The sequence below is a fragment of the Sphingomonas aurea genome, from assembly GCF_030678875.1.
GTDB classification, from domain to species: domain Bacteria; phylum Pseudomonadota; class Alphaproteobacteria; order Sphingomonadales; family Sphingomonadaceae; genus Sphingomonas; species Sphingomonas aurea.
Map to the genome: position 1 here is coordinate 33,097 of NZ_JAUUDS010000012.1, position 22,875 is coordinate 55,971.

Consider the following 22,875-nt stretch of genomic DNA (forward strand, 5'->3'; position numbering starts at 1 on the left):
CCAAGCCCGCCCCGCCCCTACATGGCCCGGGATCGGCCATGCCCCCATGCCCACGCTCCAGCCTGTCCTCGGCGTCTCGCCATTTCGCAGGTGCTGGCGGGAAGACCCTCAGTCGGCTGACGAATCCGCATCCCGATCCCGGCCGGGTGGCGGCGGGCCGCGATCGTCCGGGCCGTCATCGTCGATCCCCCGCCCGCGCCGCGGATTGAGCGCGCGCAACTCCAGGGCGGTGAGCTTGCCGTCATGATCGGTGTCGAGCCGGTCGAAGCGCGCCCGCTCATAGGCAAGCAGCTCGTCCAGCGACATGCCTGCATCGTAATTGGTGTTGGCCGCGACGAGAACCGTCTCGCTCAGCGGCTCGACGATGCGGGCGAGCACCATTTCGCGGTGCCCCTCGCCCCAGTCCGGCGCGAGCGTCTCCGCGACCGGCCCCTCCATGGTGAGCACCGCCTGGCCGTCGCCCGCTGCCGCGGAGCCGAGCCGCCGCTGCCATTCGAAGAATTCCGCGCGGCTGATCGCGCCGTCATGATCGGTGTCGATCCGCGCGAAGCCGCGGCCGATCCGCTCCTGGCGCCGGGCGTCCATCAATGCCTGGAACTCGGCCAGGGTGACCATGCCGTCGCGATTGGTATCCGCCGCGCGGAACATGGCGGTGACGGGCTTGTCGATCTGGTCGCGCGCGATCGGCTTGGCCTCGACGGGATGCTCGCCGCCGGGACCGCCGCGCCCCTGACCGCGCCCGCCGCCCTGACCATGGCCACCGCCATGGCCCATGCCGCCCCCCATGCCGCCGCCCATCTGCGCTGCCGCGGGTGTCACGGCCGTGAGGGCGAGCAGCAGGACGAGGCTGGAACGACGCATGGCAGGAGCTCTCACGAAGGGGGCGCTGCCGACGCGCTGCGCCGTGCGGTGCACGCGCATATTTCAGAATGTTGCAGGCCCGGCACGACGGCCGCCCCGCCCCTCGACCCCGCCGCGTCCTTTCCCTACATGGCCCGGTGATGGTCGCCGACCCGCTTTCCGTGCTCTCCCGCGTATTTGGCTTTCCCCAGTTCCGCGGGGTGCAGGCCGATGTCGTCGCGCGAGTGCTGGCGGGCGAGCGGACGCTGGCGGTGATGCCGACGGGGGCGGGCAAGTCGCTCTGCTATCAGCTGCCCGCGACCATGCTGGCGGGGACGTGCGTGGTGGTCAGCCCCCTGATCGCGCTGATGCACGACCAGCTGCGCGCCGCGACCGCGGTCGGGATCAGCGCCGCCACCCTGACCTCGGTCGACGAGAACCGGGCGGAGACGATCGCGCGGCTGCGCGCCGGCGAGCTGGACCTGCTCTACGTCGCGCCGGAGCGCGCGTCGGGTGGCCATTTTCGCGAGCTGCTGGCCGAGACGAAGCTCGCCCTGTTCGCGATCGACGAGGCGCACTGCGTCAGCGAGTGGGGGCACGACTTCCGCCCCGACTATCGCCTGCTCGGGCCACTGATGGACGCGTTTCCGGACGTGCCGCGCCTGGCGCTGACCGCGACCGCCGACGCGCATACGCGCGCCGACATCGCCCGCCAGCTGGGCATTCCCGCGGATGGGATGATCGTGTCGGGCTTCGACCGGCCCAATATCCGCTACGCCATCACCCCGCGCGACCAGACCACGCGCCAGATCGCCGACCTGATCGCAGCCACGCCCGGCCCCGGCATCGTCTATGCCCAGACCCGCGCCCAGACCGAGAAGCTGGCCGAGGCGCTGGGCCGGTCGACCGGGCGGCCGACGCGCGCCTATCATGCCGGGCTCGATGCCGCGGTGCGCGCCAGGAACCAGGCGGATTTCGTCGCGTCCGAGGACATGGTGATCTGCGCCACGGTGGCGTTCGGGATGGGGATCGACAAGCCCGACGTCCGCTTGGTCGCACATGCCGGGCTGCCCAAGTCGATCGAGGCCTATTATCAGGAAACCGGCCGCGCGGGGCGCGACGGCGACCCATCGGTCGCGCACCTGTTCTGGGGCGCCGACGACTTCGCCCGCGCGCGCCAGCGGATCGGCGAGGTCGAGCCCGAGCGGCAGGCGGGCGAGCGCCAGCGGCTGGCGGCGATGGGTGCGCTGGTCGAGACGGGAGGATGCCGCCGCCACGTCCTGCTGCGCCATTTCGGCGAGAACCCGACCGAACCCTGCGGCAATTGCGACAATTGCCTGGGGAGCGGCACCGCGGTCGACGCGACCGAGACGGCGCGCAAGTTCCTGTCGGCGGTCTTCCGCACCGGCCAGATGTTCGGCGCGACCTATATCGAGCAGGTGCTGACTGGCCAGTCGACCGAGCGCAGCCTGATGAACGGGCACGAGAACCTGTCGGTATGGAACATCGTGCCGCTCGAGGAGGCGGCGCTGGTAAAGCCGGTGGTGCGTGCGCTGCTGCTGCGCGATGCGCTCCGCACCAACGACCATGGCGGGCTGGAATTCGGGCCCGGCGCACGCCCGCTCCTGAAGGGCGAGGCGACGCTGTCGGTCGCGCTGGCGCCCCGGCGCGAGCGGCGCGGCAAGCGCGGCGCCCCGGTCGCCGCGAACCCCGCCGACAACCCGCTGTTCGAGGCGTTGCGCGCGCGTCGCCGCGAACTGGCGCAGGAAGCGGGCGTTCCACCCTATGTGATCTTCCACGACTCGGTGTTGCGCGACATGGCGGCGCAACGTCCGCGCGGCCGGGCGGAGCTGGCGCTGCTGTCCGGCATCGGCGCGCGCAAGCTGGACGCTTATGGCGACGCCTTCCTCCAGGTGATCCGCGCCGCCTGAGCGTGCGATCGGGGCTGACGCCGATGCTGCGATAGGTTAGGCGGTAACCATGATCCGCCCCCTAAACGACCGTGTCGCCGTCGCCCCCCAGATCACGCCCGCCGATTTGCCGGCGATCGCCGCGGCCGGCTATGTCGCGATCGTCAATAATCGCCCCGATGGCGAGGAACCCGGTCAGCCGACCGGTGAGGCGATCCGGGCGGCGGCGGAGGCAGCGGGGCTGCGCTACACCGCGATTCCGATCGACCAGTCGGGCTTCTCCCAGCCGCAGCTCGACGCGATGACCGGGGCGCTTGCGCAAGCGGAGGGGCCGGTGCTCGCCTATTGCCGATCGGGCACGCGGTCGTGCAACCTGTGGGCGCTCGCCGCCGCAAAGTCCGGGCGCGATCCGGCGCTGCTCGTCGCGCAGGCAGCGGGGGCCGGGTACGACCTGAACGGCCTGCGCCCGACGTTGGACGCGCTCGCGGGCGGACGATGATCGCAGGGATGGACGCCACGCGGCTGGCGGTCCTCGCCGCGGTCGGCGTCGGCGCGGTACTGGCGGCGGCGCTGGGCTGGATCATGCTCCGCAGCCGCCGTGCCGGCCGGATTGAAAGCCCCGAAGACGCGGCACAGGCGGTCGAGCAGATGCTGGTCGGCGCGCGCGTGGCCGGCGCGGTGGTCGGCGCCGACGGCGGCGGCGCGCTGGCGGTGACAGAGGACGGGCGGGTCGCGGCGGTGAAGCGGCGGGGCAATCGCCTCGTCGCGCGCGAGGTGCCGTGGCGGAACGTGCGCTCGACGGCGCAGGGCATATTGGTCGAGACAGGCGACGCGCGCCTCGGCGAGGTGGCATTGGCCGGGGTCGACGCACTCGACATCCGCCGCCTGGCGCCGCGGCTGACGCGATGACCGTGAATATGGGCACCATCAACTCCGCCACCGTCGTCAACCAGGCCGCCGCCCATGCGGCGCAGGCACCGGCCCATTACCAGCGCTTCATTCAGTGGATCGGCGACGGCACCGGATTGCCCGACACGATCCTCCACATCCATGCCGGGCTCGCCGTGCTGATGGTCGCCCGTGTCGTCACCCGCCGCTCGCTCGGCAGCCTGGTGCCGCTGTCGGTGGTAGTGGTGGCCGAGCTGTTCAACGAGGTGATGGACCGGCTGATCTATCACTCGTGGCGCTGGCCCGACACGCTGGGCGATGTCGCCAACACGCTGTTCTGGCCGCTGGCAATCTGCGTCGGCATCCGCCTGCGCCCGATGATCGATCGCCGGCGCGGGCGATAGATTCCTACTGCGCGCTGTGGCCGAGCCGCCAGGCGAGCAGGCGGAGGAACGGCTCGGGATCGTCCAGGCGGAATGCGATGGCGCGGAACGCCCGTGGCTGGAACAAGGACCGGCGCGGTTGCGGTGCGTTCAGCCGCAACAGGATGTTGGGCCAGGCGAGCAGCGCCGCGTTCAAGCTGTCGGGATCGCGCACCTCGTCACCCTCGATCGCGGGCGCGATCGCCGCGATCGCCTCGAACGGGATGAACTGGTCGATCAGGAAACCGGCCCGTACCCTGACGCCCGTCGGCGTTAGCAATATCGGCCGTAAGCGGAACGACTTGATGAGGCCGACCAGATAGACCAGCCCTAGGTCGCTCAGCACGAACATGACCAGCGCGGCGGTGCGGCTCCAGTGGCCGACCAGCAGATGGTACACCGCCACCTCGATCGCCGACAGGATCAGCAGCGCCGCGCACATCGGCGCCAGGTGCCGGTGATAGGCGAAGGCCCGGCTGTCCGCCGGCACATCGGCAGGGCCGCCCCAGCGGAACAGCGCCATGTGGAGGACCGACAGCTCCGCCACGGCGAGGCGGACGAGCGCGGCCGGCACGAACTGCGCCGCCGCCACCTGCCACCGATCGCCTGCGGGTGACGCCAGCACCTGTCGCACACGGATGGATGCCCAGCCGACATGGACCAGCACCGCCACCGCCATGGCCGCGACCAGCCACGGCATGGCAAGCAGCGCCTGGCGCAATGGCGCCGGCGCGCCGAGCCACACCGTTACGCTCGCCGTGGCCAGAACGCCGACAATTTGGTGCGCGGCCGGCCGCCGCCCCGGGGTTCGCGCCACCAGCGCCAGCATCATCGTGTCCGCCACGCTCCACAGGAAGAGGAGGAGCGCCGTTGCCGGCCACGCCGCGGCGAGCGGGCTGCGCACAGCCAGGCCGGCCAGCGCGACGATGGCCAGCGGCGCCAGCGTCGGAGCGAACCGCGCCACCAGCGACGGTGAAGCTGCCTGTGCCGTCATCCCATTTCCCCCCACCCGAGTCTTGCGTCGAACTGGCATAGGCCGACCAGTGGTGGGTGTCACCGCGCCGATGCGCGGACAAAAAAGGCCCGGTGCGTCGCCGCACCGGGCTTAGGATGTCCGCAGGAGGAACGTCGGTGGGGGGCGGCTTCGATCGGCCGCCCCCGAACTGGTCACATGTTGTAGGCCCGCTCGCCGTGCTCGGCGATGTCGAGCCCCTCGGCCTCGACCTCGGCAGTCGGACGCAGACCCATGGTCTTGTCGATCGCGAGGAACAGGACGTAGGAGATGGCGCCCGACCAGATCAGGGTGAAGGCGACCGCCTTGACCTGGATCCAGAGCTGGGCGGGGATGCTGTAGGTCGCCGGGTCGAACGCCGCGGGCAGGACGTTGTAGTCGAACACGCCCTGGCCGCCGAGCGCCGGCGCCGCGACGATGGCGGTGCCGATCGCGCCGACGATGCCGCCGACGCAGTGGACGCCGAACACGTCGAGGCTGTCGTCATAGCCCAGCTTGTTCTTCACCGTGGTGACGAAGAAGAAGCAGACGATGCTCGCCACGATGCCCAGCACGATCGAGGTCATCGGATGGGCGAAGCCCGCCGCCGGGGTGATCGCGACCAGGCCGGCAACCACGCCCGACGCGCCGCCGAGGAGCGAGGGCTTCTTGTGGACGATCTGCTCGATCACCGCCCAGGTCATTCCCGCTGCCGCGGTCGCGGTGAAGGTGTTGATGAAGGCGACGGCGGTGACGGCGTTCGCCTCGAGGTTGGAACCCGCGTTGAAGCCGAACCAGCCGATCCACAACAGGCTGGCACCGATCATCGTCATCACCAGCGAGTGGGGCGGCATCGGCTCTGCCTTGTAGCCACGGCGCTTGCCGATCACGAGGCAGCCCATCAGCCCGGCGATTCCGGCATTGATATGGACGACGGTGCCACCGGCGAAGTCGAGCGCGCCCCAGCCCCAGAGCAGGCCATGGTCGCCCTGCGCGCCGGCCTGGAAATCCGGGCCGGGCCAGTACCAGACCATGTGCGCCATCGGAAAATAGACGATCGTCAGCCAGATCACGGTGAAGACGATCAGCGGCGTGAACTTCACCCGCTCCGCGAACGCGCCGACGATCAGCGCGGGCGTGATGCAGGCAAAGGTCATCTGGAAGATCACGAACACCAGCTCGGGCAGGTACACGCCGTTCGAGAAGGTGGCCGCGAAGGTGCTGGCATCGACGCCGGCCAGCCCGACCTTGGAGAAGCCGCCGACGAAGCTGTTCAGCGCCCCGCCATTGGTGAACGCCATCGAATAGCCCCAGCTGACCCAGACCAGCGAGGCGACGCAGACGATGGTCAGCACCTGCATCAGCACCGACAGCATGTTCTTGGCGCGCACCAGGCCGCCATAGAACAATGCCAGGCCGGGCACGGACATCAGGAGGACGAAGGCGGTCGACACCAGCATCCAGGCGACGTCGCCCTTGTTGACCATCGCCGCCGTCGGCACGACCGGCGCGGCGGTACCCTGGGCTAGTGCAGGCATGGCGGCGAGCGCCGCCGCGCCGAGGGCAAGCGTTCCGGCGATCTTCATCGGTTTCATGACCCCCCCTTCCATGTCAGAGCGCCGCATCGTCGGTTTCACCGGTGCGGATGCGCACCGCCTGGCCGACGTCGAGCACGAAGATCTTGCCGTCGCCTATCGCGCCGGTGTTGGCGGACTGCTGGATGACCTCGACCACCCGGTCGGCAAGGCCGACGGCACAGACCACCTCGATCTTGATCTTGGGCACCATGTTGGTGCTGTACTCGGCCCCGCGATAGATCTCGGTCTGGCCCTTCTGCCGGCCGAACCCCTTCACCTCGGTGACCGTCATGCCCGCCACGCCCAAGGTGGTGAGGGCTTCCCTCACCTCGTCGAGCTTGAACGGCTTGATGACTGCAATGACCAGTTTCATCCCGCCCCCTTTGTCGGATGTGTCCGCCATGCTGCATCGCAAAAGGCGTGCCAGCCGGTGGCGGGGGGCGGAGGAAGCGAATGCCGCCGCGGGACGGCGGAGATATTGGGCAGTTTCGTTACACTGCCGTTTTTTCAGGCAGCGACGATCGCCTGTGCAGCGGACAGGTCGTCCTCATCGACCATTACCCGCACCGGGATCAGCAGCCAGCTGCCATCGGCGATGCTGGCCCCACCGTCGAAGGTGACCGCGTCGATCCCCTCGGCATCGAGACGCCCGACAAGGATGTTGGCGAGGTTGCGGTCGTAGCGGCCGAGTTCGACGAGGCTCATCTGAAACTCCGTTGACGCACAACGTCCATGCGCATACCTTGCGCGCATGAAGCATGATCCGATCATGTCAGGCAAGCGCAAGCCTGTGAATCTATCGATTGACACCGGCATCGTCGCCGCTGCCCGCGAGGCCGGCATCAACCTTTCTCAGGCTTGCGAAGCGGCGCTGCGTGACTCCGCGAAGGCCGAGCGCGACCGAAAGTGGCGAGAGGATAACCGCGACTGGGCCGATGCGGTTAATCGCTGGGTCGAGGAGAACGGGCTTCCGCTGGAGAAGTACCGGCTGTTCTGATGGCGCAATTCGATGTGTATCGCACCCGCGACAACGATCTGCTGATCGATTGTCAGTCGGAGGCTTTCGGCCATTTGAAGACGCGATTGGCCGCACCGTTGACCCCAATGGACCGATCACCTCCGCGGCAGGTGCGGCTCAACCCGATCTTCGACATCGATGGCGAGCAGTATATGATGATCACGCAATTTGCCGGCGCCATCAATGCCAGTGAATTTCGGACACGGGTAACGAGCCTGGCGGCGTACCGGTTCGATATCATTGGCGCATTCGACGTGTTGATGACCGGCGTCTAACCCGCCGCCGTCCCGCCCACCGTCAGCCCCTCGACCAGCAGCGTCGGCTGGCCGACGCCGGCGGGGACGCCCTGACCGCCCTTGCCGCAGACGCCGATGCCCTCGTCGAGCGCGAAGTCGTTGCCGATGCCGGTCACGCGGGTCAGCACGGTCGGTCCGTCGCCGATCAGCGTCGCGCCCTTGATCGGGGCGCCGATGCGGCCGTCCTCGACCATGTACGCCTCGGTGCAGCTGAAGACGAACTTGCCCGAGACGATGTCGACCTGACCGCCGCCGAAGCTCTTGGCGAAGATGCCGCGCTTCACCCGCGACAGCAGTTCGGCGGGATCGTCGTTGCCCGCCTTCATGAAGGTGTTGGTCATCCGCGGCATCGGCGCATGGGCATAGCTCTCGCGCCGGCCATTGCCGGTCGCGGCCATGCCCATCAGCCGGGCGTTGAGCCGATCCTGCATATAGCCCTTCAGGATGCCGTCCTCGATCAGCACCGTCTCGCGCGTGGGCGTGCCCTCGTCATCGATGGTCAGCGAGCCGCGCCGATCGGGCAGCGAGCCGTCGTCGACGATGGTGATGCCGGGGGCCGCCACCCGCTCGCCGATCCGGCCGGAGAAGGCGGACGTGCCCTTGCGGTTGAAATCACCCTCCAGCCCATGGCCGATCGCCTCGTGCAGCAGCACGCCGGGCCAGCCGGGACCGACCAGCACCGTCATCTCGCCGGCGGGGGCCGGCACCGAGTCGAGATTGACCAGCGCCTGCTGCAACGCCTCCTCGATCCCGCGCCGCCACGTCGCCTCCTCGAACAGGCGTGCGTAGAGATAGCGGCCGCCGATCCCGAAGGTGCCCGTCTCGCGCCGGCCGTTCTGCTCCACAACGATCTGGATGTTCAGACGCACCAGCGGGCGGACGTCGGTGGCGACGAAGCCGTCGGACCGGACGATCTCGACCACGCTCCACGATCCCGACAGCCCGACCGACACCTGCGCCACGCGCGGGTCGCGCGCGCGGGCGGCGGCATCGATCGTCTGGCACAGGTTCACCTTCTCGGCGAAGGGGATCAGGTCGAGCGGATCGGTGTCGGTATAGAGCCGCGCATTGGTGCCCTGCGGCGCCGGCGCGCGGGTCGCCGTCGACGGATCGATCAGCGTCATGGTCTGTGCGGCACGCCGGATCGCCGCCTCGGTCAGTTCGCTGGCATGGGCGAACGCGGTCGTCTCGCCCGACACGGCGCGCAGGCCGAAGCCGGCATTGGTGTCGTAGCTGGCGGTCTTCAGCCGACCGTCGTCGAAGCCGAACGCCTCGGTCCGGCGATATTGCAGGAACAGCTCGCCGTCATCGGCGCGGCCGAGCGCGTCGCTGGTGAGCGCCTGCGCCCGCTCGGGCGTCAGTTCGCGGTAGAGGAAGGCGCGGGGGTCCTGATAGGTCATGCCGTGGATATAGGGGGGCAAACCCGTCGCGTCACCCGCATCGTCATGCTGGAACAGGCCAGCATGACTTGGGTAGAGTGGGGTGGCGTCACGGCAAAGCCGTGACGTCGAACGGCTGGGCTGATGCCCTGCCGTCGGCCGATCGGCGGCCCGTTTTCGAATGTTGGGCCTAGAGGCTCGCGCCTTCGCTGATGTCTGGTAGCTGTGCCTGATCCTTGCCGTCGGCCGGGCCGCCGATCAGCACGAAACGCCGGTCGCAATAGCCGCAGTCGACATAACCATGCTCGTCGATCTGCAGCCACACGCGCGGATGGCCGAGCGCCGCGCCGCCGGGGATGTCGGCGGCGCCGTCGCAGGCGACACGGGATTGGCTGACGCGGGTGATTTCGAGCGGCGGATGCATGCCCCCAGATAGCAAGCAGGATTGTGGCGAGGCAAGCCGCAGCCTATCGCACGGCGCATGACCGAAGCTGCCATCTCCATCACCGGCCTGTGCAAGACCTATGCGGGCGGCAAACGCGCGCTCGACGGCGTCAACCTGACGGTGCCGCGCGGCCAGATCTTCGGGCTGCTCGGCCCCAATGGCGCGGGCAAGTCGACGCTCATCAACATCCTGGCCGGGCTGGTGAACAAGACCGAGGGGTCGGCGTCGATCTGGGGGTTCGACATCGATGCGCACCCGCGCAACGCCAAGGCGTCGATCGGCATCGTCAACCAGGAAATCCTGTTCGACCCGTTCTTCACGCCGATCGAGACGCTGGAGATCCAGGCCGGCCTCTACGGCGTGCCCAAGGCGCAGCGGCGCAGCATGGAACTGCTGCGCGCCGTCCATCTGGAGGACAAGGCCCATGCCTATGCCCGCACCCTGTCGGGCGGCATGAAGCGGCGGCTGATGGTGGCCAAGGCGATGGTTCACGCGCCCCCCGTCCTGGTGCTCGACGAGCCGACCGCGGGTGTCGACATCCAGCTGCGCCAGCAGCTGTGGGACTATGTCCGCACCCTCAACCAGCGCGGGGTGACGGTGGTGCTGACCACCCATTATCTCGAGGAGGCCGAGCAGCTGTGCGACCGCATCGCGATCATCAATCACGGCCGCGTCGTGGCCGACGAACCGACCCGCGACCTGGTGGGCCGCGCGCAGGAAAAGGTCGTGGCGGTCACCGTCGACCGCGACCTGACGGCAGCACCGACGGCCCCCTGTTTCGAGAAGATCGTCCTGAAAGGCGAGCGGGTGCTGGAGATCACCTATTCCAAGGATCGGGTGAACGCGGGCGAGGTGCTGGCGGCGGTGACAGCCGGGGGCCTCGGCATCGTCGACGTGACCACGCGCGAAGCCGATCTGGAGGACGTCTTCCTCAGCCTGACGCGTGGAACACCATAAATAACCGCGCCAGCGACGACATTGTCCGTATTAACGCTCCGCTTCCTACCAATGCCGGCCAAATGCTAAATGCTGGATTAGTATTTGGCGATTAATTCCATGTCCTTGGAAACAGGGCAAGGATCGCCGGATGTCGAAGCATTGGAAGGAGCGGCTGGAGCAGCAGAACCGTCTGTTCAATGCCGCGCTGTCGAACATCGTGCACGGGCTGTGCATGTTCGATGATCGCGGTCGGCTGATCCTGTGCAACACCGCCTATGCGCGGATGTACGACCTGCCCCCCGAGCTGACCCGCGAGGGGACGCCGCACGACGACATCATGGCGCACTGCATCGCCCATGGCTGCGCTCCGGCAGAGCTGGACTGCTATTTCGCGGTGGTGGCGGAGGCGGAGAGCCAGCATCGCCCGGCCGTGCAAAATATCGTCCTGGCCGATGGCCGGGTGGTCAAGATCAGCCACTCGCCGATGGACGGTCACGCCTATGTCGCCACGCACCAGGACGTGACCGAGAAGGTCCGCGTGACCGACGAGCTGGCCCGCGCCAACGACACGCTGGAGGCCAAGGTGCGCGAGCGTACGGAGCTGGTCTGGCGCCAGGCCGAGGTGCTGGAGCGGCTGCTGCTGCAGGAGCGTGAGACCAATCGTGAGCAGCGCCAGTTCGTGGCCATGGCCTCGCACGAGTTCCGCACCCCCCTGACCATCATCGACGGAGCCGCACAGCGGCTGCTGCGGCACCGCGACCGCGGCGACGCGCTGTTCGTCGGCGAGAAGGCGGAGCAGATCCGCTCGTCCGTCGCCCGCATCATCGACCTGATGGAGAGCATCCTCGAGGTCGGCCGCCACGACGCGGGCAAGGGCCGGCTGGTCTACGCACCGACGGATCTCGCCGCGATGCTGCGCCGCTGCTGCGAGCGGCAGGCCAGCATCTCGCCCACCCATCGCTTCCACCTCGACCTGGACGAGCTGGGCACGACGATCGAGGCCGACGAGTCGGCGTTGCAGCAGGTCTTCACCAACCTGCTGTCCAACGCGGTCAAATATTCACGCGGCAAACCCGACATCGACATCCGGGCGTGGCAGACGGGCCATACCGTTCATGTCGCGGTCCGCGATCAGGGGATCGGCATCGACGAGGAGGATATCCCGCAGATGTTCGACCGCTATTTCCGGGCGCGCACCTCGACCGGAATAGCCGGTACCGGCATCGGCCTGCACCTGGCGCGACAGATCGTCGATATGCACCAGGGTAGCATCGCACTGGTCAGCAAGCCGGGCCACGGCTCCACCTTCACCGTGTCGCTGCCCTGCACCGCGCCGGCAGACAACGACGTGACCGACCTGCTTTCCATCGACCGGATGGATCATTCGGCATCAATGACTGCAACTCTTTCTACGACAAGGCCCATCGGATGATTAAGATCCTTTGCATCGAAGACGAACCCGATATCCGCAAGTTCATCGTCGAGGAGCTGGAAGATGCCGGCTTCACGACGCTGGAGGCAGCGAACGGGCGCGAGGGGTTGGAGATGATCCTCCACAACTGGCCCGACATCGTCATCTGCGACATCACCATGCCCGAGATGGACGGTCACCAGCTGCTGGCCGAGATCCAGATGAATCACATCGAGCTGAGCAACATCCCCTTCATCTTCCTGACCGCACTGACCGACAAGGACAATGTCATCATGAGCCTGCGTGCAGGCGCGGCCGATTACCTGACCAAGCCGATCGACCTGGACCTGCTGCTCGCCAAGATCGAGGGCAGCATCCTGCATATCGAGAACGACCGCCGTACCGGCCGGGCGTTCTGACGGGAGCCCCAGGGCTTCCCTTCCCTGTCCGTCACCCCCTGTCTCCCCCCTCGCCTTTATGGCACAGCGGGGGGATGACTCGCGTTCATTCCCCCGCCGCGGCTCGCGCATGAGCGACATCCTCATCATCGGGTCGGGCGCTGCCGGCCTCACGGCGGCGCTCAATCTAGCGGAGCGGTTCCGGGTCACCGTGCTGGCCAAGGGCGCGCTGAACGAGGGGTCGACCGCCTGGGCGCAGGGCGGGATCGCGGCGGTGCTGGAGCCGGGCGACACGTTCGACAGTCACATCGACGACACGATGATCGCCGGCGCCGGGCTGAACGATCGCGCCATCGTCGAGTTCGTGGTCGAGCGGGCACCGGCGGCGATCGAGCGGCTGCGTGCGCTGGGCGTTCCTTTCGCCGAAGAGGACGGTGCGCTCCACCTGACGCGCGAGGGCGGGCATTCGCACCGCCGCATCGTGCATGTCGCCGACGCGACCGGCTGGGCGGTGCAGGAGGCGCTGCAACGCGCGGCAGAGGCGCATCCCAACATCACGCTGGTGCCGGATCAGGTCGCGATCGACCTGGCGACTGGCCGGCACGAGGAGCGCTACTCGGGCGCGGGCCGGGTCTGGGGCGTCTACGCGCTCGACCGGCGCACCGGCAAGGTCGCCGTCCATACCGCGCGGGCGACGATCCTGGCGACCGGCGGGGCGGGACGCACCTATCTGTTCTCGACCGCGCCGCGCGGCGCGACGGGGGATGGCATCGCGATGGCGTGGCGGGCCGGCGCCCGCGTGTCCAACATGGAATTCATGCAGTTCCACCCGACCTGCCTCTACAATCTGGAGGTCAAGAACTTCCTGATTACCGAGGCGGTACGCGGCGAGGGCGGGCAGCTGAAGAACCCCAATACCGGCCACCGCTTCATGCCCGATCTCGATCCGCGGGCAGAGCTGGCGCCGCGCGACGTGGTGGCGCGCGCGATCGACGCGGAGATCAAGCGCTATGGCCTCGATTACGTCCATCTCGACATCAGCCACCAGCCCGCCGACTTCGTCCGCGCGCATTTCCCCAACATCCACGACAAGCTGCTCGGCCTCGGCATCGACATGACGACGCAGCCGATCCCGGTGGTGCCGGCGCAGCATTATACCTGTGGCGGCATCGTGGTGGACCGCGACGGGCGCACCGACCTGCCCGGCCTGTACGCGGCGGGCGAGTGCACCCAGTCGGGGCTGCACGGCGCCAACCGGCTGGCGTCCAACTCGCTCCTCGAATGCTTCGTCTTCGGCGAGGCGGCGGCGGCGCATATCGCGGGCTGCTGGGACGAATTGCCCGCCCCACCGCCGATCCGCGCCTGGGACGACAGCCGGGTGACCGATTCCGACGAGGAGGTGGTCATCAAACAGAACTGGACCGAGATCCGCCGCTTCATGTGGAACTATGTCGGCATCGTCCGCACCACAAAGCGGCTGCAACGCGCCGCCAGCCGCATCCGCCTGATGACCGATGAGGTCACCGACTATTACGGCCATTTCCGCGTCACGCCCGACCTGATCGAGCTGCGCAACCTGCTCCAGACCGCCGACCTGATCGTGCGGTCGGCGCTGCATCGCAAGGAGAGCCGGGGGCTGCACTATACGCTGGATTATCCCGAACTGCTGCCCGAGGCGGTGGATACGGTGCTGGTTCCGTAACCTGCCCCCCGTGTCATCCCGGCGCGACTCGCCTCGCCGCGCCATCGCGTCGTTTGGCCGCAGCAGAGCCAATCGGTTGTTTCCCCCTCGCCGCGTGCCGATATGGTTCCATCCGAGTGCGGGTGAAATGATGCGTTTTCCACAGGCTGCGGCCTTCGGCTTCCTGATCGCGATGGCGCTGGGTTCGTGCGGTGCGCCGTCGCGCCCCGTCGCCACCAGCCAGGCGCCGCAACGCGAGGAGCAGGTCGCGGTGTCGATCGCGATCCCGCCGCCCGCGCCGCGTCCCACCGCCAATGTCCCGCGCCGGCTGCAGGCGAATATCGAACAGCTCGCCCGCAATTTCGACGGGCGCATGGGCATCGCGGTACGCGCGGTGGACGAAGGCTGGACCGTCGAGGCCGGCGGGCGCCAGCGCCTGCCCCAGCAATCGGTGTCGAAGCTGTGGGTGGCGATCACCCTGCTCGACCTGCGCGATCAGGGCCGCGCGCGGCTCGACGACCCGATCACGGTGCGGCAGGAGGACCTGACCCTCTTTCACCAGCCGATCGCCTATCTGGTGAAGGGTGCGGGGTTCCAGACCACGGTCGGCGGGCTGCTGACCCGCGCGCTGACCCAGAGCGACAATACCGCCAACGACCGGCTGCTGACCTATGTCGGCGGGCCGGAGGCGGTGCGGCGGATGATCGCGGCGAAGCGCCTGGGCGACATCCGCTTCGGCCCCGGCGAGCGGCAGTTGCAGGCGGGCACCGCCGGCCTCGTCTGGCAACCCGCCTATGCGATCGGCAACGGCTTCCAGATTGCGCGGTCGCGGCTGTCGGCAGAGGCGCGGACCGCGGCGCTCGACCGCTACGTCGCCGATCCGCCGGACGGTGCCGCGCCGCTGGCGATCGCCGACGCGCTCGCCCGGCTGGCGCGCGGCGAGCTGCTGTCGGAGACGTCGACGCGCATCCTGCTCGACACGATGGCAGCGTCGCGCACCGGCCATGCGCGCCTGCGCGCCGCCCTGCCCGCAGGGTGGAGCCTCGCGCACAAGACGGGCACCGGGCAGGACCTGGGCGTGCGCAACGCCGGCTTCAACGATGTCGGCCTGCTGACCGCGCCGGACGGCCGCCGCTACGCGTTGGCGGTGATGATCGGCGATACCCGCCGCCCGATCCGCGAGCGGCAGCAGCTGATCCAGGCCGCGGCCGCCGCGGTCGCCGACTATTCGACCAGCGCGCCGGGTGCCGGCTTCACCCTGGCCAATTAAGCGGGTGAGCGGATTCGACGTCCGCCGCTTCGCCGCGGCGCTGCGGTCGGGCCATGGCGGGCGGCTGGGCATCGTCTATCACGATCATGGACCCGCGCCGGACGCGTGCTGGGTCGAGCTTGCCCTGCCCTATGCCGCCGATCTGGTCGGCGATCCGGATAGCGGCGTGATCGCGTCCGGCCCGATCGTCACGCTGATGGACATGGCGACGAGCATGGCTGTGTGGAGCCGGCGCGGCCGGTTCAGCCCGCACGCGACGCTCGACCTGCGCATCGATTATCTGCGCGCGGCGGTGCCGGGGCGCACGGTGGTCGGGCGCGGCGACTGCTACCGCCTGACCCGCTCGGTCGCGTTCGTGCGCGGGCAGGCGCATGACGGCGACCCGGCCGATCCGGTCGCGCATGTCGCCGGCACGTTCATGCTGATGGACGACTGGACGTGAGCGAGGGCGACCTGCCGCCCTATGTCCGGCTGCTCGGCGCGACGCTGGAGCGGGGCGAGGACGGTGCGCCGCGGCTGGCGATGCCGTTCGCCGACGCGGTGCTGGGACGGCCTGGCTTCCTCCATGGCGGCGCAATCGCCGGGCTGCTCGAGGCGGCGGCGATCGCCGCGCTGCGCCACGCGCTGGCAGCGGAGGGAAGTGCCCGGATCAAGCCGATCACGATCACGGTCGACTATCAGCGCGGCGGGCGCGAGCGGCCGACGCTGGCGGCGGGCACCGTCACCCGGCTGGGCACCCGCATCGCCAATGTCGAGGCGGTGGCATGGCAGGACGACCGCGACCGGCCCATCGCGACGGCGCGGGTGAACTTCCTGATCGAGCGCGGCGCTTGATCGGCGCCGGACGATTATTCGCGCGAAGACGCTAAGACGCGAAGAAGTGTTTGTTCACGCGGAGGCGCGGAGACGCGGAGGTGTCTCGTGCGCGGCAGCGCACCTTCATCCCCATTAGCCGAAGATGAAAAGCTGCCGCTCGGCTGGGCGCAACACCTCCGCGTCTCCGCGCCTCCGCCTGAACTTCAAACCTTCTTCGCACCTTCACCTTCTAAGCCGGATCGAGCCGCACCAGCCGCCCGTTGGCGCCGTCCTCCAGCACCCAGATCGCGCCGTCCGGCCCCTGCTCCACCTCGCGGATACGGGTGCCGAGCGGCACGCGCGCGGCCTCGGCGGCGGTACTGCCCGTCACGCGGACGCGGACCAGCCCCTGCGCGGTCAGGCCCGCCAGGATGAAATCGCCGTCCCAGCCGACGAAGCGGGTGCCGCGATACTGGATCATGCCGCCCGGCGCGATCACCGGGGTCCAACTGACCAGCGGCGCGACGAACTCGGGCCGGGTCGCGTGGCGGGGCAACACCTCGCCGTCATTCCCCTCCGACACGGTGCGCCATCCGTAATTGGCACCGCGGGTGATGAGGTTGAACTCGTCGCCGCCCTCTGGCCCCATCTCGCTTTCGAACAGGCGACCGTCGGCGGCGAAGACCAGGCCATAGGGGTTGCGGTGGCCGAGCGACCAGATCTCGGTCCGCGCGCCGGTAGTGCCGACGAACGGATTGTCGGACGGGATCGTGCCGTCGCGATTGATGCGGATGATCTTGCCGAGCGTCACCGTCAGGTCCTGTGCCGGCGCGCCCTGGTGGCGCTCGCCGGCGGTGACGTAGAGCGTCCCGTCGCCGGCGAACGCCATGCGCCCGCCATAATGACGGTCTTCATTGCCGATCTTGGGCACCTGCCGCCACACCACGCGCACGTCGCCCAGCGAGGCGGCATCCGCCGCCAGCGTGCCGCGCGCGACCGCCAGCCCTGCGCCGCCGCTGCCGCTCTCCGCGAAGCTGAGATAGACGTAGCGGTTGCTGGCGAAATCGGGATCGAGCGCGACGTCGAGCAGCCCGCCCTGCCCCGCCGCGTTCACCGCCGGCGTGCCGCTGACCGTCGTCACCACGCCGCCGGTCGTCACCAGCCGCAGCCGGCCGGGCCGCTCGGTCACCAGCAGGCGACCGTCGGGCAGGAAGGTCATCGCCCAGCCATTGTCCATCGTCGCGACGTTGGTGCGGCTGACCGCTGTCGTCGTGGCGGGAGTTGGCGTCGGGGACGCGGTCGGTGACGGGGTAGGCGCGGGCACGGGCGACAGGCCCGACCCGCCACCATCGTCGCCGCAGCCGACCGCCAGCAGCGGTAGCCAAAGTGCGGTCAGCCAAGACCGGCGCCGCGGGCTCACGACCGTGGCGTCAGCTTGAGGAGGCGGCCGCCCGAGTCCTTGCCACCATCCTCCAGCAGCCAGATCGCGCCGTCCGGGCCCTGCTCCACCTCGCGGATGCGGGCGCCCATCGGCCACTGGTCGCCCTTCGTCGCCTCGGTACCGTTCAGGTGGACACGGACCAGCGCCTGACTCGACAGGCCGCCGATAAAGGCGTCGCCGCGCCACTGCGGGAACAGCTTGCCCGAGTAGATCATCAGTCCGCCCGGCGAGATCACCGGGTTCCACCAGACTTTAGGCGCCTCGTACCCGTCGCCCGGCCGGTGGTCGGGAATGTCCCGGCCATCGTAATGCGAGCCGTTCGAGGCGTTGGGCCAGCCATAGTTGCGGCCGGGCAGGATCAGGTTGACCTCATCCCCGCCCTTGGGCCCCATTTCCTGCTCCCACAGATTACCCTTCGCATCGAAGGCGAGGCCGAGCAGGTTGCGATGGCCGTAGCTCCAGACCTCGGGCGCGAAGCCCTTCGCCGCCAGCGGGTTGCCGGGGGCGGGCTTGCCGTCCAACGTCAGGCGCAGCACCTTGCCCAGTGTCGCCTTGGGATCCTGCGCGGGCGTGAACTTCTGCCGCTCGCCGGCGGTGAAGAACAGGTAGCGGCCGTCGGGCGAGAAGGCGATGCGGCCGGAATAATGGCCGTCGCCCTCGACCAGCGGGCTCGCGCGGAACAGCGCCTCGATCTCGCCCAGCCGCTCACCGCCGGCACCGTCGGGGCGCAGGCGACCGCGCGCCAGCACCACGCCCTTGCCGCCCTCACCCGCCGCCGAATAGCTGAAATACACGCGCTGGCTGGTCGCAAAGTCGGGCGCGAGGACGACGTCCATCAGCGCGCCCTGCCCGGCCGAATCGACCGTGATCGTCGCCACCGTCTGGCGCTGTTTGCCGTCCTGCGACACCAGCAGCATCGCCCCCTGCTTCTCGGTCACCAGCATCCGCCCGTCTGGCAGGAAGGTCATTGCCCAGGGCGAATCGAAATCGGCGACGACCGTCTTGGTGAAGGGACCGGCGGTGTCGGTCCCGGGCGCGGGCGCATTTCCCGAGCAGGCGATGAGGGCGAACGGCAGGGCAGCGAGCAGGCGCATGTTCATTCAAGGACTCCCGATCCATGTCCGACAAAAACGCCGAAACGGTCCATTTGGATGCGAGGCTTGTCGGATCGGCTCCGCTCACGTATATCGACTTCGCTTTCTCTACATCGTCAGATGAAGAGGTCGCGGGGCCCCGCCCCGCGGCGGCAACGCCCCATGGCCGCGATCCCGCGGTCGCACCGGAGTTTCGCGTGGTCGATATCGCCGCCCTGTCCGCCCTGATCGAGCCCGAGGCGCAGGCGCTCGGCTTCGCGCTGGTGCGCGTCAAGATGACCGGCGGCAAGTCCGACCCGACGCTGCAGGTAATGGCCGAGCGGCCGGACACGCGCCAGCTGACGATCGACGACTGTTCGGCGCTGTCGCACCGCATTTCCGACCGGCTCGACGAGCTGGAGGCGGCGGGCCGCGACCCCATCCCCGATGCGTATCGGCTGGAGGTCAGCTCGCCCGGGATCGACCGGCCGCTGACCCGCCTAGCCGACTTCGCCGACTGGGCCGGGCACGAGGCGCGCATCCGCCTGAAGGCCCCCGTCGACGGGCGCAAGCAGGTGACTGGCGACCTGGCCGGCGTCGACGGCGACCGGATCAGCGTCGACATGGGCCAGCACGGCACGGTCACGCTGACCATGGACCAGATCGACAATGCCAAGCTGGTCATGACCGACCGGCTGATCGCCGCCACCCAGCCCCTTTCCAGCGAAGGGGCCGAAGAGATCGAAGACACGTCCGACGAGACGCTTGAAGAGGATAACCACTGATGGCCACGGCCACCGCCAACCGCGCCGAACTGATCGCGATCGCCAATTCGGTCGCGACCGAGAAGATGATCGACCGCGCGATCGTCATCGAGGCGATGGAAGACGCGATCCAGCGCGCCGCCCGCACCCGCTATGGCCAGGAAATGGACATTCGCGCCAAGCTCGACGCGACGTCGGGCGACCTGCGGCTGTGGCGCGTGGTCGAGGTGGTGGAACTGGTCGACGACCTCTACAAGCAGGTGTCGGTCAAGGACGCGCAGAAGCTGAAGCCGGGTGCGGTCATCGGCGACTTCCTGGTCGACCCGCTGCCGCCGATCGAGTTCGGCCGCATCCAGGCACAGGCATCGAAGCAGGTCATCTTCCAGAAGGTCCGCGACGCCGAGCGCGAGCGCCAGTATGAAGAGTTCAAGGACCGCCAGGGTGAGATCATCACCGGCGTGGTCAAGCGCGTCGAGTTCGGCCACATCGTCGTCGACCTGGGCCGTGCAGAGGGCGTCATTCGCCGCGACGCGCAGATCCCGCGCGAGGTCGTGCGCGTCAACGACCGTATCCGGTCGCTGATCCTGAAGGTGGTGCGCGAGAATCGCGGGCCGCAGATCTTCCTGAGCCGCGCGCATCCCGATTTCATGAAGAAGCTGTTCGCGCAGGAAGTGCCCGAGATCTACGACGGCATCATCACCATCCAGGCCGCCGCCCGCGACCCCGGTTCGCGCGCCAAGATCGGCGTCATCAGCCGCGATTCGTCGATCGATCCGGTCGGCGCCTGCGTCGGCATGAAGGGCAGCCGCGTCCAGGCCGTCGTGCAGGAGATGCAGGGCGAGAAGATCGACATCATCCCCTGGTCGCCCGACATCGCGACCTTCGTCGTCAACGCGCTGCAGCCGGCATCCGTCAGCCGCGTCGTGATCGACGAGGAAGAGGAGCGGATCGAGGTGGTCGTGCCCGACGACCAGCTGTCGCTGGCCATCGGCCGCCGCGGCCAGAACGTCCGTCTCGCCAGCCAGCTGACCGGCAAGGCGATCGACATCCTGACCGAGGCGGATGCGAGCGAGAAGCGCCAGAAGGAGTTCGTCGCCAACAGCGATCTGTTCCAGCAGGAGCTGGACGTCGACGAGACGCTGGCCCAGCTGCTGGTCGCCGAGGGCTTCACCAGCCTGGAAGAGGTCGCCTATGTCGAGCTGGACGAGATCGCCGCGATCGAGGGCTTTGACGAGGATCTGGGCCAGGAGCTGCAGAGCCGCGCACAAGAGGCGCTGGATCGTCGCGAGCAGGCCAATCGCGAGGAGCGCACCGCGCTCGGCGTCGAGGATGCGCTCGCCGGAATGCCCTATCTGACCGAGGCGATGCTGGTCACGCTGGGCAAGGCCGGCATCAAGACGCTCGACGACCTCGCCGACCTGGCGACCGACGAGCTGGTCGAGAAGAAACGCGCCGAACCGCGCCGCCGCAACGACGACGCGCCCAAGCGGCCTGAGCCGAAGGGCGGTATCCTGGCGCAGTACGGGCTGTCCGACGAACAGGGCAACGAGATCATCATGGCCGCCCGCGCGCACTGGTTCGAGGACGAGCCGGCCGCCGAGGAGTCAGACACCGCGGAGGCGGATGCCGGTACGGAGGACGAGCAGGCCTGATGCCGTTCGTCAGCATCCGCCTCGCCGGGTCCGCGACGAAGGACCAGAAGTCGGCCCTCGTCGCCGACGTCACGCGCTCGCTGGTCGAGCGGCTGGGCAAGAACCCGGCCGCCGTCCAGATCGTGATCGAGGAAGTGAATACCGAGAATTACGGCGCCGGCGGCCAGCTGATCGCCGACCGCGACGCGCCCATGCCGAGGGAGGACGCACATGCGGAACCCTCGCAATGATTCGCTAGGCTCATCCTCCACCTGTCATGCCGGGCTCGTCCCGGCATCCAGCTGTCCGCGTTCGACTAAGAACGCGGCGCCTGCGGAGCCGTGGATGCCCGGACCAGCCCGCCATGACGCGGCGGCGAGGATCGCGGCATGACCGATCCCGTGCGCTCCTGCATCCTGACCCGCGACCGTGACGGGCGGCATCAGCTGGTGCGACTCGCGCTGTCGCCGGACGGACAGATCTTCCCAGACGTCCGCGCCAAGGCGCCCGGCCGCGGCGCGTGGATCGGTGTGACGCGGACCGAGCTGGAGGGCGCCTATGCCAAGGGCCGGCTGCGCGGCGCACTGGCGCGTGCGTTCAAGACGGGCGACTTCACCCTGTCGCCCGAGCTACCGGCGCTGATCGCGGCGGCACTCGAGCGCAATGCGCTCGACCGGCTGGGGCTGGAGGCGCGCTCGGGTTTGCTCCTGACCGGGACCGACAAGATCGAGACGGCGGCGCGTTCGGGCCAGCTCCATGCGCTCTATCACGCCGCCGATGCGGGCGAGGACGGGATGCGCAAACTGGCGCAGGCGTGGCGGGTCGGAGCCGATCGCGAAGGGTCCGATCTCAGGGGCTTGGCACTGCCGGTACCGCGCCCCATATTGTCATTGGCGCTGGGGCGGGAGAATGTGGTACACATCGCCCTGACCGACCGCGCTGCGGCGAAGCGGGTGAGCGAGGCGCTCGACCGCTGGCTGCACTTCATCGGACCTGAACCCCTGACGGGTGCCCGGCGGCAGACATCGCCGGAAGCCCAATCGGCCCCTTGCGAAACGGCCTCGCAAGGCGCATCGGCGCCCGGCTTTGCTCCCGCGAGGGACGAGGACGGCGCGTCACCGGCCGCGATTGTGCACGAGGAATTTGAGTGAGCGATACCGACAACGACAAGCCGAAGCTGGGCATGCGCGCACCGTTGGGGCTGCGCCGCACGGTCGAGACCGGCAAGGTCAAGCAGAGCTTCAGCCACGGTCGCTCGAATACGGTGATCGTGGAAACCAAGAAGGCGCGGACGTTCCGCCGCCCTGGTGAAGCCGCGCCCGCCGCCGAGGCACCGCTGCCCGAGGTTGCGGCACCCGCGCCGGTCCAGCAGGAAGCGCCCCGCCCCGCCCCGCGTCCCGCGCCCTCCAACGAGACGCCGCAGGAGCGCCAGGCCCGGATGCTGCGCGAGGCTGAAGAGCAGCGCATGCACGCGCTGGAAGACGCGCGCCGTCGCGAGGATGCCGAGCGTGCGCGCCTGGCGCAGGAGGAGCGTGCCCGCGCCGCCGCGCCGCCGCCCCCGCCGCCCGTTCCGGAACCCGAGCCGGCCCCCGCCCCCGTGCAGGCTGCCGAGCCGGTTGCGCCAAGCCCGACCGTGCCGACACCGGCCGGCCGCGGTTTCCGTCCGGTCGAGCGGCCGGTGCCGGTCCTGTCTCTTATACTCATCT

The 22,875-nt window shown here is 69.0% G+C and carries 27 protein-coding genes; 18 read left to right on the top strand and 9 right to left on the bottom strand.

All coding sequences use genetic code 11. From position 1 onward, the window contains the following. Positions 1–108: 108 nt before the first annotated feature. Positions 109–861, bottom strand: a complete 753-nt coding sequence (locus Q5H91_RS15735) for an EF-hand domain-containing protein (RefSeq protein WP_305174407.1) — start codon at positions 859–861, stop codon at positions 109–111. Between the two features lie 140 nt (positions 862–1,001). Here Q5H91_RS15735 and recQ point away from each other — a divergent pair, with 140 nt between their 5' ends. From recQ to Q5H91_RS15755, 4 genes are read left to right on the top strand one after another with little or no spacing between them, the layout of a single operon-like run. Further along, complete coding sequence (recQ, locus tag Q5H91_RS15740; protein WP_305174438.1) at positions 1,002–2,771, top strand: DNA helicase RecQ; 1,770 nt, start codon at positions 1,002–1,004, stop codon at positions 2,769–2,771. Between the two features lie 49 nt (positions 2,772–2,820). Further along, positions 2,821–3,249, top strand: coding sequence for a protein tyrosine phosphatase family protein (locus Q5H91_RS15745; protein ID WP_305174408.1), 429 nt, complete (start codon positions 2,821–2,823; stop codon positions 3,247–3,249). Continuing rightward, positions 3,246–3,659 carry a hypothetical protein gene (locus Q5H91_RS15750; protein ID WP_305174409.1) on the top strand — a complete coding sequence of 138 codons (414 nt, stop codon included), beginning with the start codon at positions 3,246–3,248 and terminating at the stop codon, positions 3,657–3,659. Before Q5H91_RS15745 ends, Q5H91_RS15750 begins: the two co-directional genes overlap by 4 nt. After that, positions 3,656–4,042 carry a hypothetical protein gene (locus Q5H91_RS15755; protein ID WP_305174410.1) on the top strand — a complete coding sequence of 129 codons (387 nt, stop codon included), beginning with the start codon at positions 3,656–3,658 and terminating at the stop codon, positions 4,040–4,042. Before Q5H91_RS15750 ends, Q5H91_RS15755 begins: the two co-directional genes overlap by 4 nt. 4 nt (positions 4,043–4,046) lie before the next feature. On the opposite strand, the gene Q5H91_RS15760 is transcribed toward Q5H91_RS15755, so the two are convergent. From Q5H91_RS15760 to Q5H91_RS15775, 4 genes are all read right to left on the bottom strand, one after another. Continuing rightward, positions 4,047–5,054 carry a hypothetical protein gene (locus tag Q5H91_RS15760; protein WP_305174411.1) on the bottom strand — a complete coding sequence of 336 codons (1,008 nt, stop codon included), beginning with the start codon at positions 5,052–5,054 and terminating at the stop codon, positions 4,047–4,049. Between the two features lie 173 nt (positions 5,055–5,227). Beyond that, complete coding sequence (locus Q5H91_RS15765; protein WP_305174412.1) at positions 5,228–6,646, bottom strand: ammonium transporter; 1,419 nt, start codon at positions 6,644–6,646, stop codon at positions 5,228–5,230. Positions 6,647–6,662: 16 nt separating this feature from the next. Continuing rightward, the gene (locus tag Q5H91_RS15770; protein WP_305174413.1) at positions 6,663–7,001 is read right to left on the bottom strand and encodes a P-II family nitrogen regulator; all 339 of its coding nucleotides are present in this window, start codon (positions 6,999–7,001) and stop codon (positions 6,663–6,665) included. A 134-nt stretch (positions 7,002–7,135) separates the two neighbouring features. Beyond that, a complete protein-coding gene (locus tag Q5H91_RS15775; RefSeq protein WP_305174415.1) occupies positions 7,136–7,333 on the bottom strand; it encodes a putative signal transducing protein in 198 nt (65 codons plus the stop codon). A gap of 46 nt (positions 7,334–7,379) precedes the next feature. On the opposite strand from Q5H91_RS15775, the gene Q5H91_RS15780 reads away from it, so the two are divergent. Next, positions 7,380–7,625, top strand: coding sequence for a type II toxin-antitoxin system CcdA family antitoxin (locus tag Q5H91_RS15780; RefSeq protein ID WP_305174417.1), 246 nt, complete (start codon positions 7,380–7,382; stop codon positions 7,623–7,625). Further along, positions 7,625–7,921 carry a CcdB family protein gene (locus Q5H91_RS15785; RefSeq protein ID WP_305174418.1) on the top strand — a complete coding sequence of 99 codons (297 nt, stop codon included), beginning with the start codon at positions 7,625–7,627 and terminating at the stop codon, positions 7,919–7,921. Before Q5H91_RS15780 ends, Q5H91_RS15785 begins: the two co-directional genes overlap by 1 nt. Here Q5H91_RS15785 and tldD read toward each other — a convergent pair. Then, positions 7,918–9,342, bottom strand: a complete 1,425-nt coding sequence (gene tldD / locus Q5H91_RS15790) for a metalloprotease TldD (RefSeq protein ID WP_305174419.1) — start codon at positions 9,340–9,342, stop codon at positions 7,918–7,920. The two genes, Q5H91_RS15785 and tldD, sit on opposite strands and share 4 nt — an antisense overlap. Positions 9,343–9,511: 169 nt before the next feature. Then, positions 9,512–9,745, bottom strand: a complete 234-nt coding sequence (locus Q5H91_RS15795; RefSeq protein WP_305174420.1) for a zinc-finger domain-containing protein — start codon at positions 9,743–9,745, stop codon at positions 9,512–9,514. A gap of 57 nt (positions 9,746–9,802) precedes the next feature. On the opposite strand from Q5H91_RS15795, the gene Q5H91_RS15800 reads away from it, so the two are divergent. The 7 genes from Q5H91_RS15800 (at position 9,803) to Q5H91_RS15830 (ending at position 16,299) form a co-directional block, all read left to right on the top strand. Beyond that, positions 9,803–10,723: an ABC transporter ATP-binding protein gene (locus Q5H91_RS15800; RefSeq protein WP_305174421.1), complete on the top strand. Its 921-nt coding sequence runs from the start codon at positions 9,803–9,805 to the stop codon at positions 10,721–10,723. Positions 10,724–10,853: 130 nt separating this feature from the next. After that, entirely contained in the window at positions 10,854–12,137 is a 1,284-nt protein-coding gene (locus Q5H91_RS15805) for a sensor histidine kinase (protein WP_305174422.1), read from the top strand. Beyond that, complete coding sequence (locus Q5H91_RS15810) at positions 12,134–12,535, top strand: response regulator transcription factor (protein ID WP_305174423.1); 402 nt, start codon at positions 12,134–12,136, stop codon at positions 12,533–12,535. Before Q5H91_RS15805 ends, Q5H91_RS15810 begins: the two co-directional genes overlap by 4 nt. 109 nt (positions 12,536–12,644) lie before the next feature. After that, positions 12,645–14,216: an L-aspartate oxidase gene (gene nadB, locus Q5H91_RS15815; protein ID WP_305174424.1), complete on the top strand. Its 1,572-nt coding sequence runs from the start codon at positions 12,645–12,647 to the stop codon at positions 14,214–14,216. A gap of 127 nt (positions 14,217–14,343) precedes the next feature. Continuing rightward, positions 14,344–15,465, top strand: a complete 1,122-nt coding sequence (locus Q5H91_RS15820) for a serine hydrolase (RefSeq protein ID WP_305174425.1) — start codon at positions 14,344–14,346, stop codon at positions 15,463–15,465. Between the two features lie 4 nt (positions 15,466–15,469). Next, positions 15,470–15,907, top strand: a complete 438-nt coding sequence (locus Q5H91_RS15825) for a PaaI family thioesterase (RefSeq protein WP_305174426.1) — start codon at positions 15,470–15,472, stop codon at positions 15,905–15,907. After that, positions 15,898–16,299: a PaaI family thioesterase gene (locus Q5H91_RS15830; protein ID WP_370655279.1), complete on the top strand. Its 402-nt coding sequence runs from the start codon at positions 15,898–15,900 to the stop codon at positions 16,297–16,299. The genes Q5H91_RS15825 and Q5H91_RS15830 overlap by 10 nt, the downstream gene beginning before the upstream one ends. Before the next feature lie 211 nt (positions 16,300–16,510). Here Q5H91_RS15830 and Q5H91_RS15835 read toward each other — a convergent pair whose 3' ends face one another. Beyond that, a complete protein-coding gene (locus Q5H91_RS15835) occupies positions 16,511–17,680 on the bottom strand; it encodes a PQQ-dependent sugar dehydrogenase (protein ID WP_305174428.1) in 1,170 nt (389 codons plus the stop codon). Next, on the bottom strand, positions 17,677–18,801 hold the full coding sequence (locus Q5H91_RS15840; protein WP_305174429.1) for a PQQ-dependent sugar dehydrogenase: 1,125 nt from the start codon (positions 18,799–18,801) through the stop codon (positions 17,677–17,679). Before Q5H91_RS15840 ends, Q5H91_RS15835 begins: the two co-directional genes overlap by 4 nt. A 191-nt stretch (positions 18,802–18,992) precedes the next feature. Between Q5H91_RS15840 and rimP the strand changes: the two genes are divergently transcribed. The 5 genes from rimP to Q5H91_RS15865 form a co-directional block, all read left to right on the top strand. Further along, positions 18,993–19,559 (top strand): ribosome maturation protein RimP, encoded by a 567-nt coding sequence (gene rimP, locus Q5H91_RS15845; RefSeq protein ID WP_305174430.1) that lies wholly within the window; start codon positions 18,993–18,995, stop codon positions 19,557–19,559. Continuing rightward, on the top strand, positions 19,559–21,190 hold the full coding sequence (nusA, locus tag Q5H91_RS15850; RefSeq protein ID WP_305174431.1) for a transcription termination factor NusA: 1,632 nt from the start codon (positions 19,559–19,561) through the stop codon (positions 21,188–21,190). The genes rimP and nusA overlap by 1 nt, the downstream gene beginning before the upstream one ends. Then, entirely contained in the window at positions 21,190–21,420 is a 231-nt protein-coding gene (locus Q5H91_RS15855) for a tautomerase family protein (RefSeq protein ID WP_305174432.1), read from the top strand. Before nusA ends, Q5H91_RS15855 begins: the two co-directional genes overlap by 1 nt. A 138-nt stretch (positions 21,421–21,558) precedes the next feature. Further along, complete coding sequence (locus Q5H91_RS15860) at positions 21,559–22,320, top strand: DUF448 domain-containing protein (RefSeq protein WP_305174435.1); 762 nt, start codon at positions 21,559–21,561, stop codon at positions 22,318–22,320. Further along, positions 22,317–22,875, top strand: a 559-nt coding sequence (locus Q5H91_RS15865) for an IF-2-associated domain-containing protein (protein WP_305174436.1), incomplete at its 3' end; no start/stop codon positions are given. The genes Q5H91_RS15860 and Q5H91_RS15865, both read left to right, overlap by 4 nt.

Bases quoted from the DNA above. Each gene is read 5' to 3' on its own strand.
- Q5H91_RS15735 (WP_305174407.1), bottom strand. From the start codon at position 861: ATGCGTCGTTCCAGCCTCGTCCTGCTGCTCGCCCTCACGGCCGTGACA.
- recQ (WP_305174438.1), top strand. From the start codon at position 1,002: ATGGTCGCCGACCCGCTTTCCGTGCTCTCCCGCGTATTTGGCTTTCCC.
- Q5H91_RS15745 (WP_305174408.1), top strand. From the start codon at position 2,821: ATGATCCGCCCCCTAAACGACCGTGTCGCCGTCGCCCCCCAGATCACG.
- Q5H91_RS15750 (WP_305174409.1), top strand. From the start codon at position 3,246: ATGATCGCAGGGATGGACGCCACGCGGCTGGCGGTCCTCGCCGCGGTC.
- Q5H91_RS15755 (WP_305174410.1), top strand. From the start codon at position 3,656: ATGACCGTGAATATGGGCACCATCAACTCCGCCACCGTCGTCAACCAG.
- Q5H91_RS15760 (WP_305174411.1), bottom strand. From the start codon at position 5,054: ATGACGGCACAGGCAGCTTCACCGTCGCTGGTGGCGCGGTTCGCTCCG.
- Q5H91_RS15765 (WP_305174412.1), bottom strand. From the start codon at position 6,646: ATGAAACCGATGAAGATCGCCGGAACGCTTGCCCTCGGCGCGGCGGCG.
- Q5H91_RS15770 (WP_305174413.1), bottom strand. From the start codon at position 7,001: ATGAAACTGGTCATTGCAGTCATCAAGCCGTTCAAGCTCGACGAGGTG.
- Q5H91_RS15775 (WP_305174415.1), bottom strand. From the start codon at position 7,333: ATGAGCCTCGTCGAACTCGGCCGCTACGACCGCAACCTCGCCAACATC.
- Q5H91_RS15780 (WP_305174417.1), top strand. From the start codon at position 7,380: ATGAAGCATGATCCGATCATGTCAGGCAAGCGCAAGCCTGTGAATCTA.
- Q5H91_RS15785 (WP_305174418.1), top strand. From the start codon at position 7,625: ATGGCGCAATTCGATGTGTATCGCACCCGCGACAACGATCTGCTGATC.
- tldD (WP_305174419.1), bottom strand. From the start codon at position 9,342: ATGACCTATCAGGACCCCCGCGCCTTCCTCTACCGCGAACTGACGCCC.
- Q5H91_RS15795 (WP_305174420.1), bottom strand. From the start codon at position 9,745: ATGCATCCGCCGCTCGAAATCACCCGCGTCAGCCAATCCCGTGTCGCC.
- Q5H91_RS15800 (WP_305174421.1), top strand. From the start codon at position 9,803: ATGACCGAAGCTGCCATCTCCATCACCGGCCTGTGCAAGACCTATGCG.
- Q5H91_RS15805 (WP_305174422.1), top strand. From the start codon at position 10,854: ATGTCGAAGCATTGGAAGGAGCGGCTGGAGCAGCAGAACCGTCTGTTC.
- Q5H91_RS15810 (WP_305174423.1), top strand. From the start codon at position 12,134: ATGATTAAGATCCTTTGCATCGAAGACGAACCCGATATCCGCAAGTTC.
- nadB (WP_305174424.1), top strand. From the start codon at position 12,645: ATGAGCGACATCCTCATCATCGGGTCGGGCGCTGCCGGCCTCACGGCG.
- Q5H91_RS15820 (WP_305174425.1), top strand. From the start codon at position 14,344: ATGATGCGTTTTCCACAGGCTGCGGCCTTCGGCTTCCTGATCGCGATG.
- Q5H91_RS15840 (WP_305174429.1), bottom strand. From the start codon at position 18,801: ATGAACATGCGCCTGCTCGCTGCCCTGCCGTTCGCCCTCATCGCCTGC.
- nusA (WP_305174431.1), top strand. From the start codon at position 19,559: ATGGCCACGGCCACCGCCAACCGCGCCGAACTGATCGCGATCGCCAAT.
- Q5H91_RS15855 (WP_305174432.1), top strand. From the start codon at position 21,190: ATGCCGTTCGTCAGCATCCGCCTCGCCGGGTCCGCGACGAAGGACCAG.
- Q5H91_RS15860 (WP_305174435.1), top strand. From the start codon at position 21,559: ATGACCGATCCCGTGCGCTCCTGCATCCTGACCCGCGACCGTGACGGG.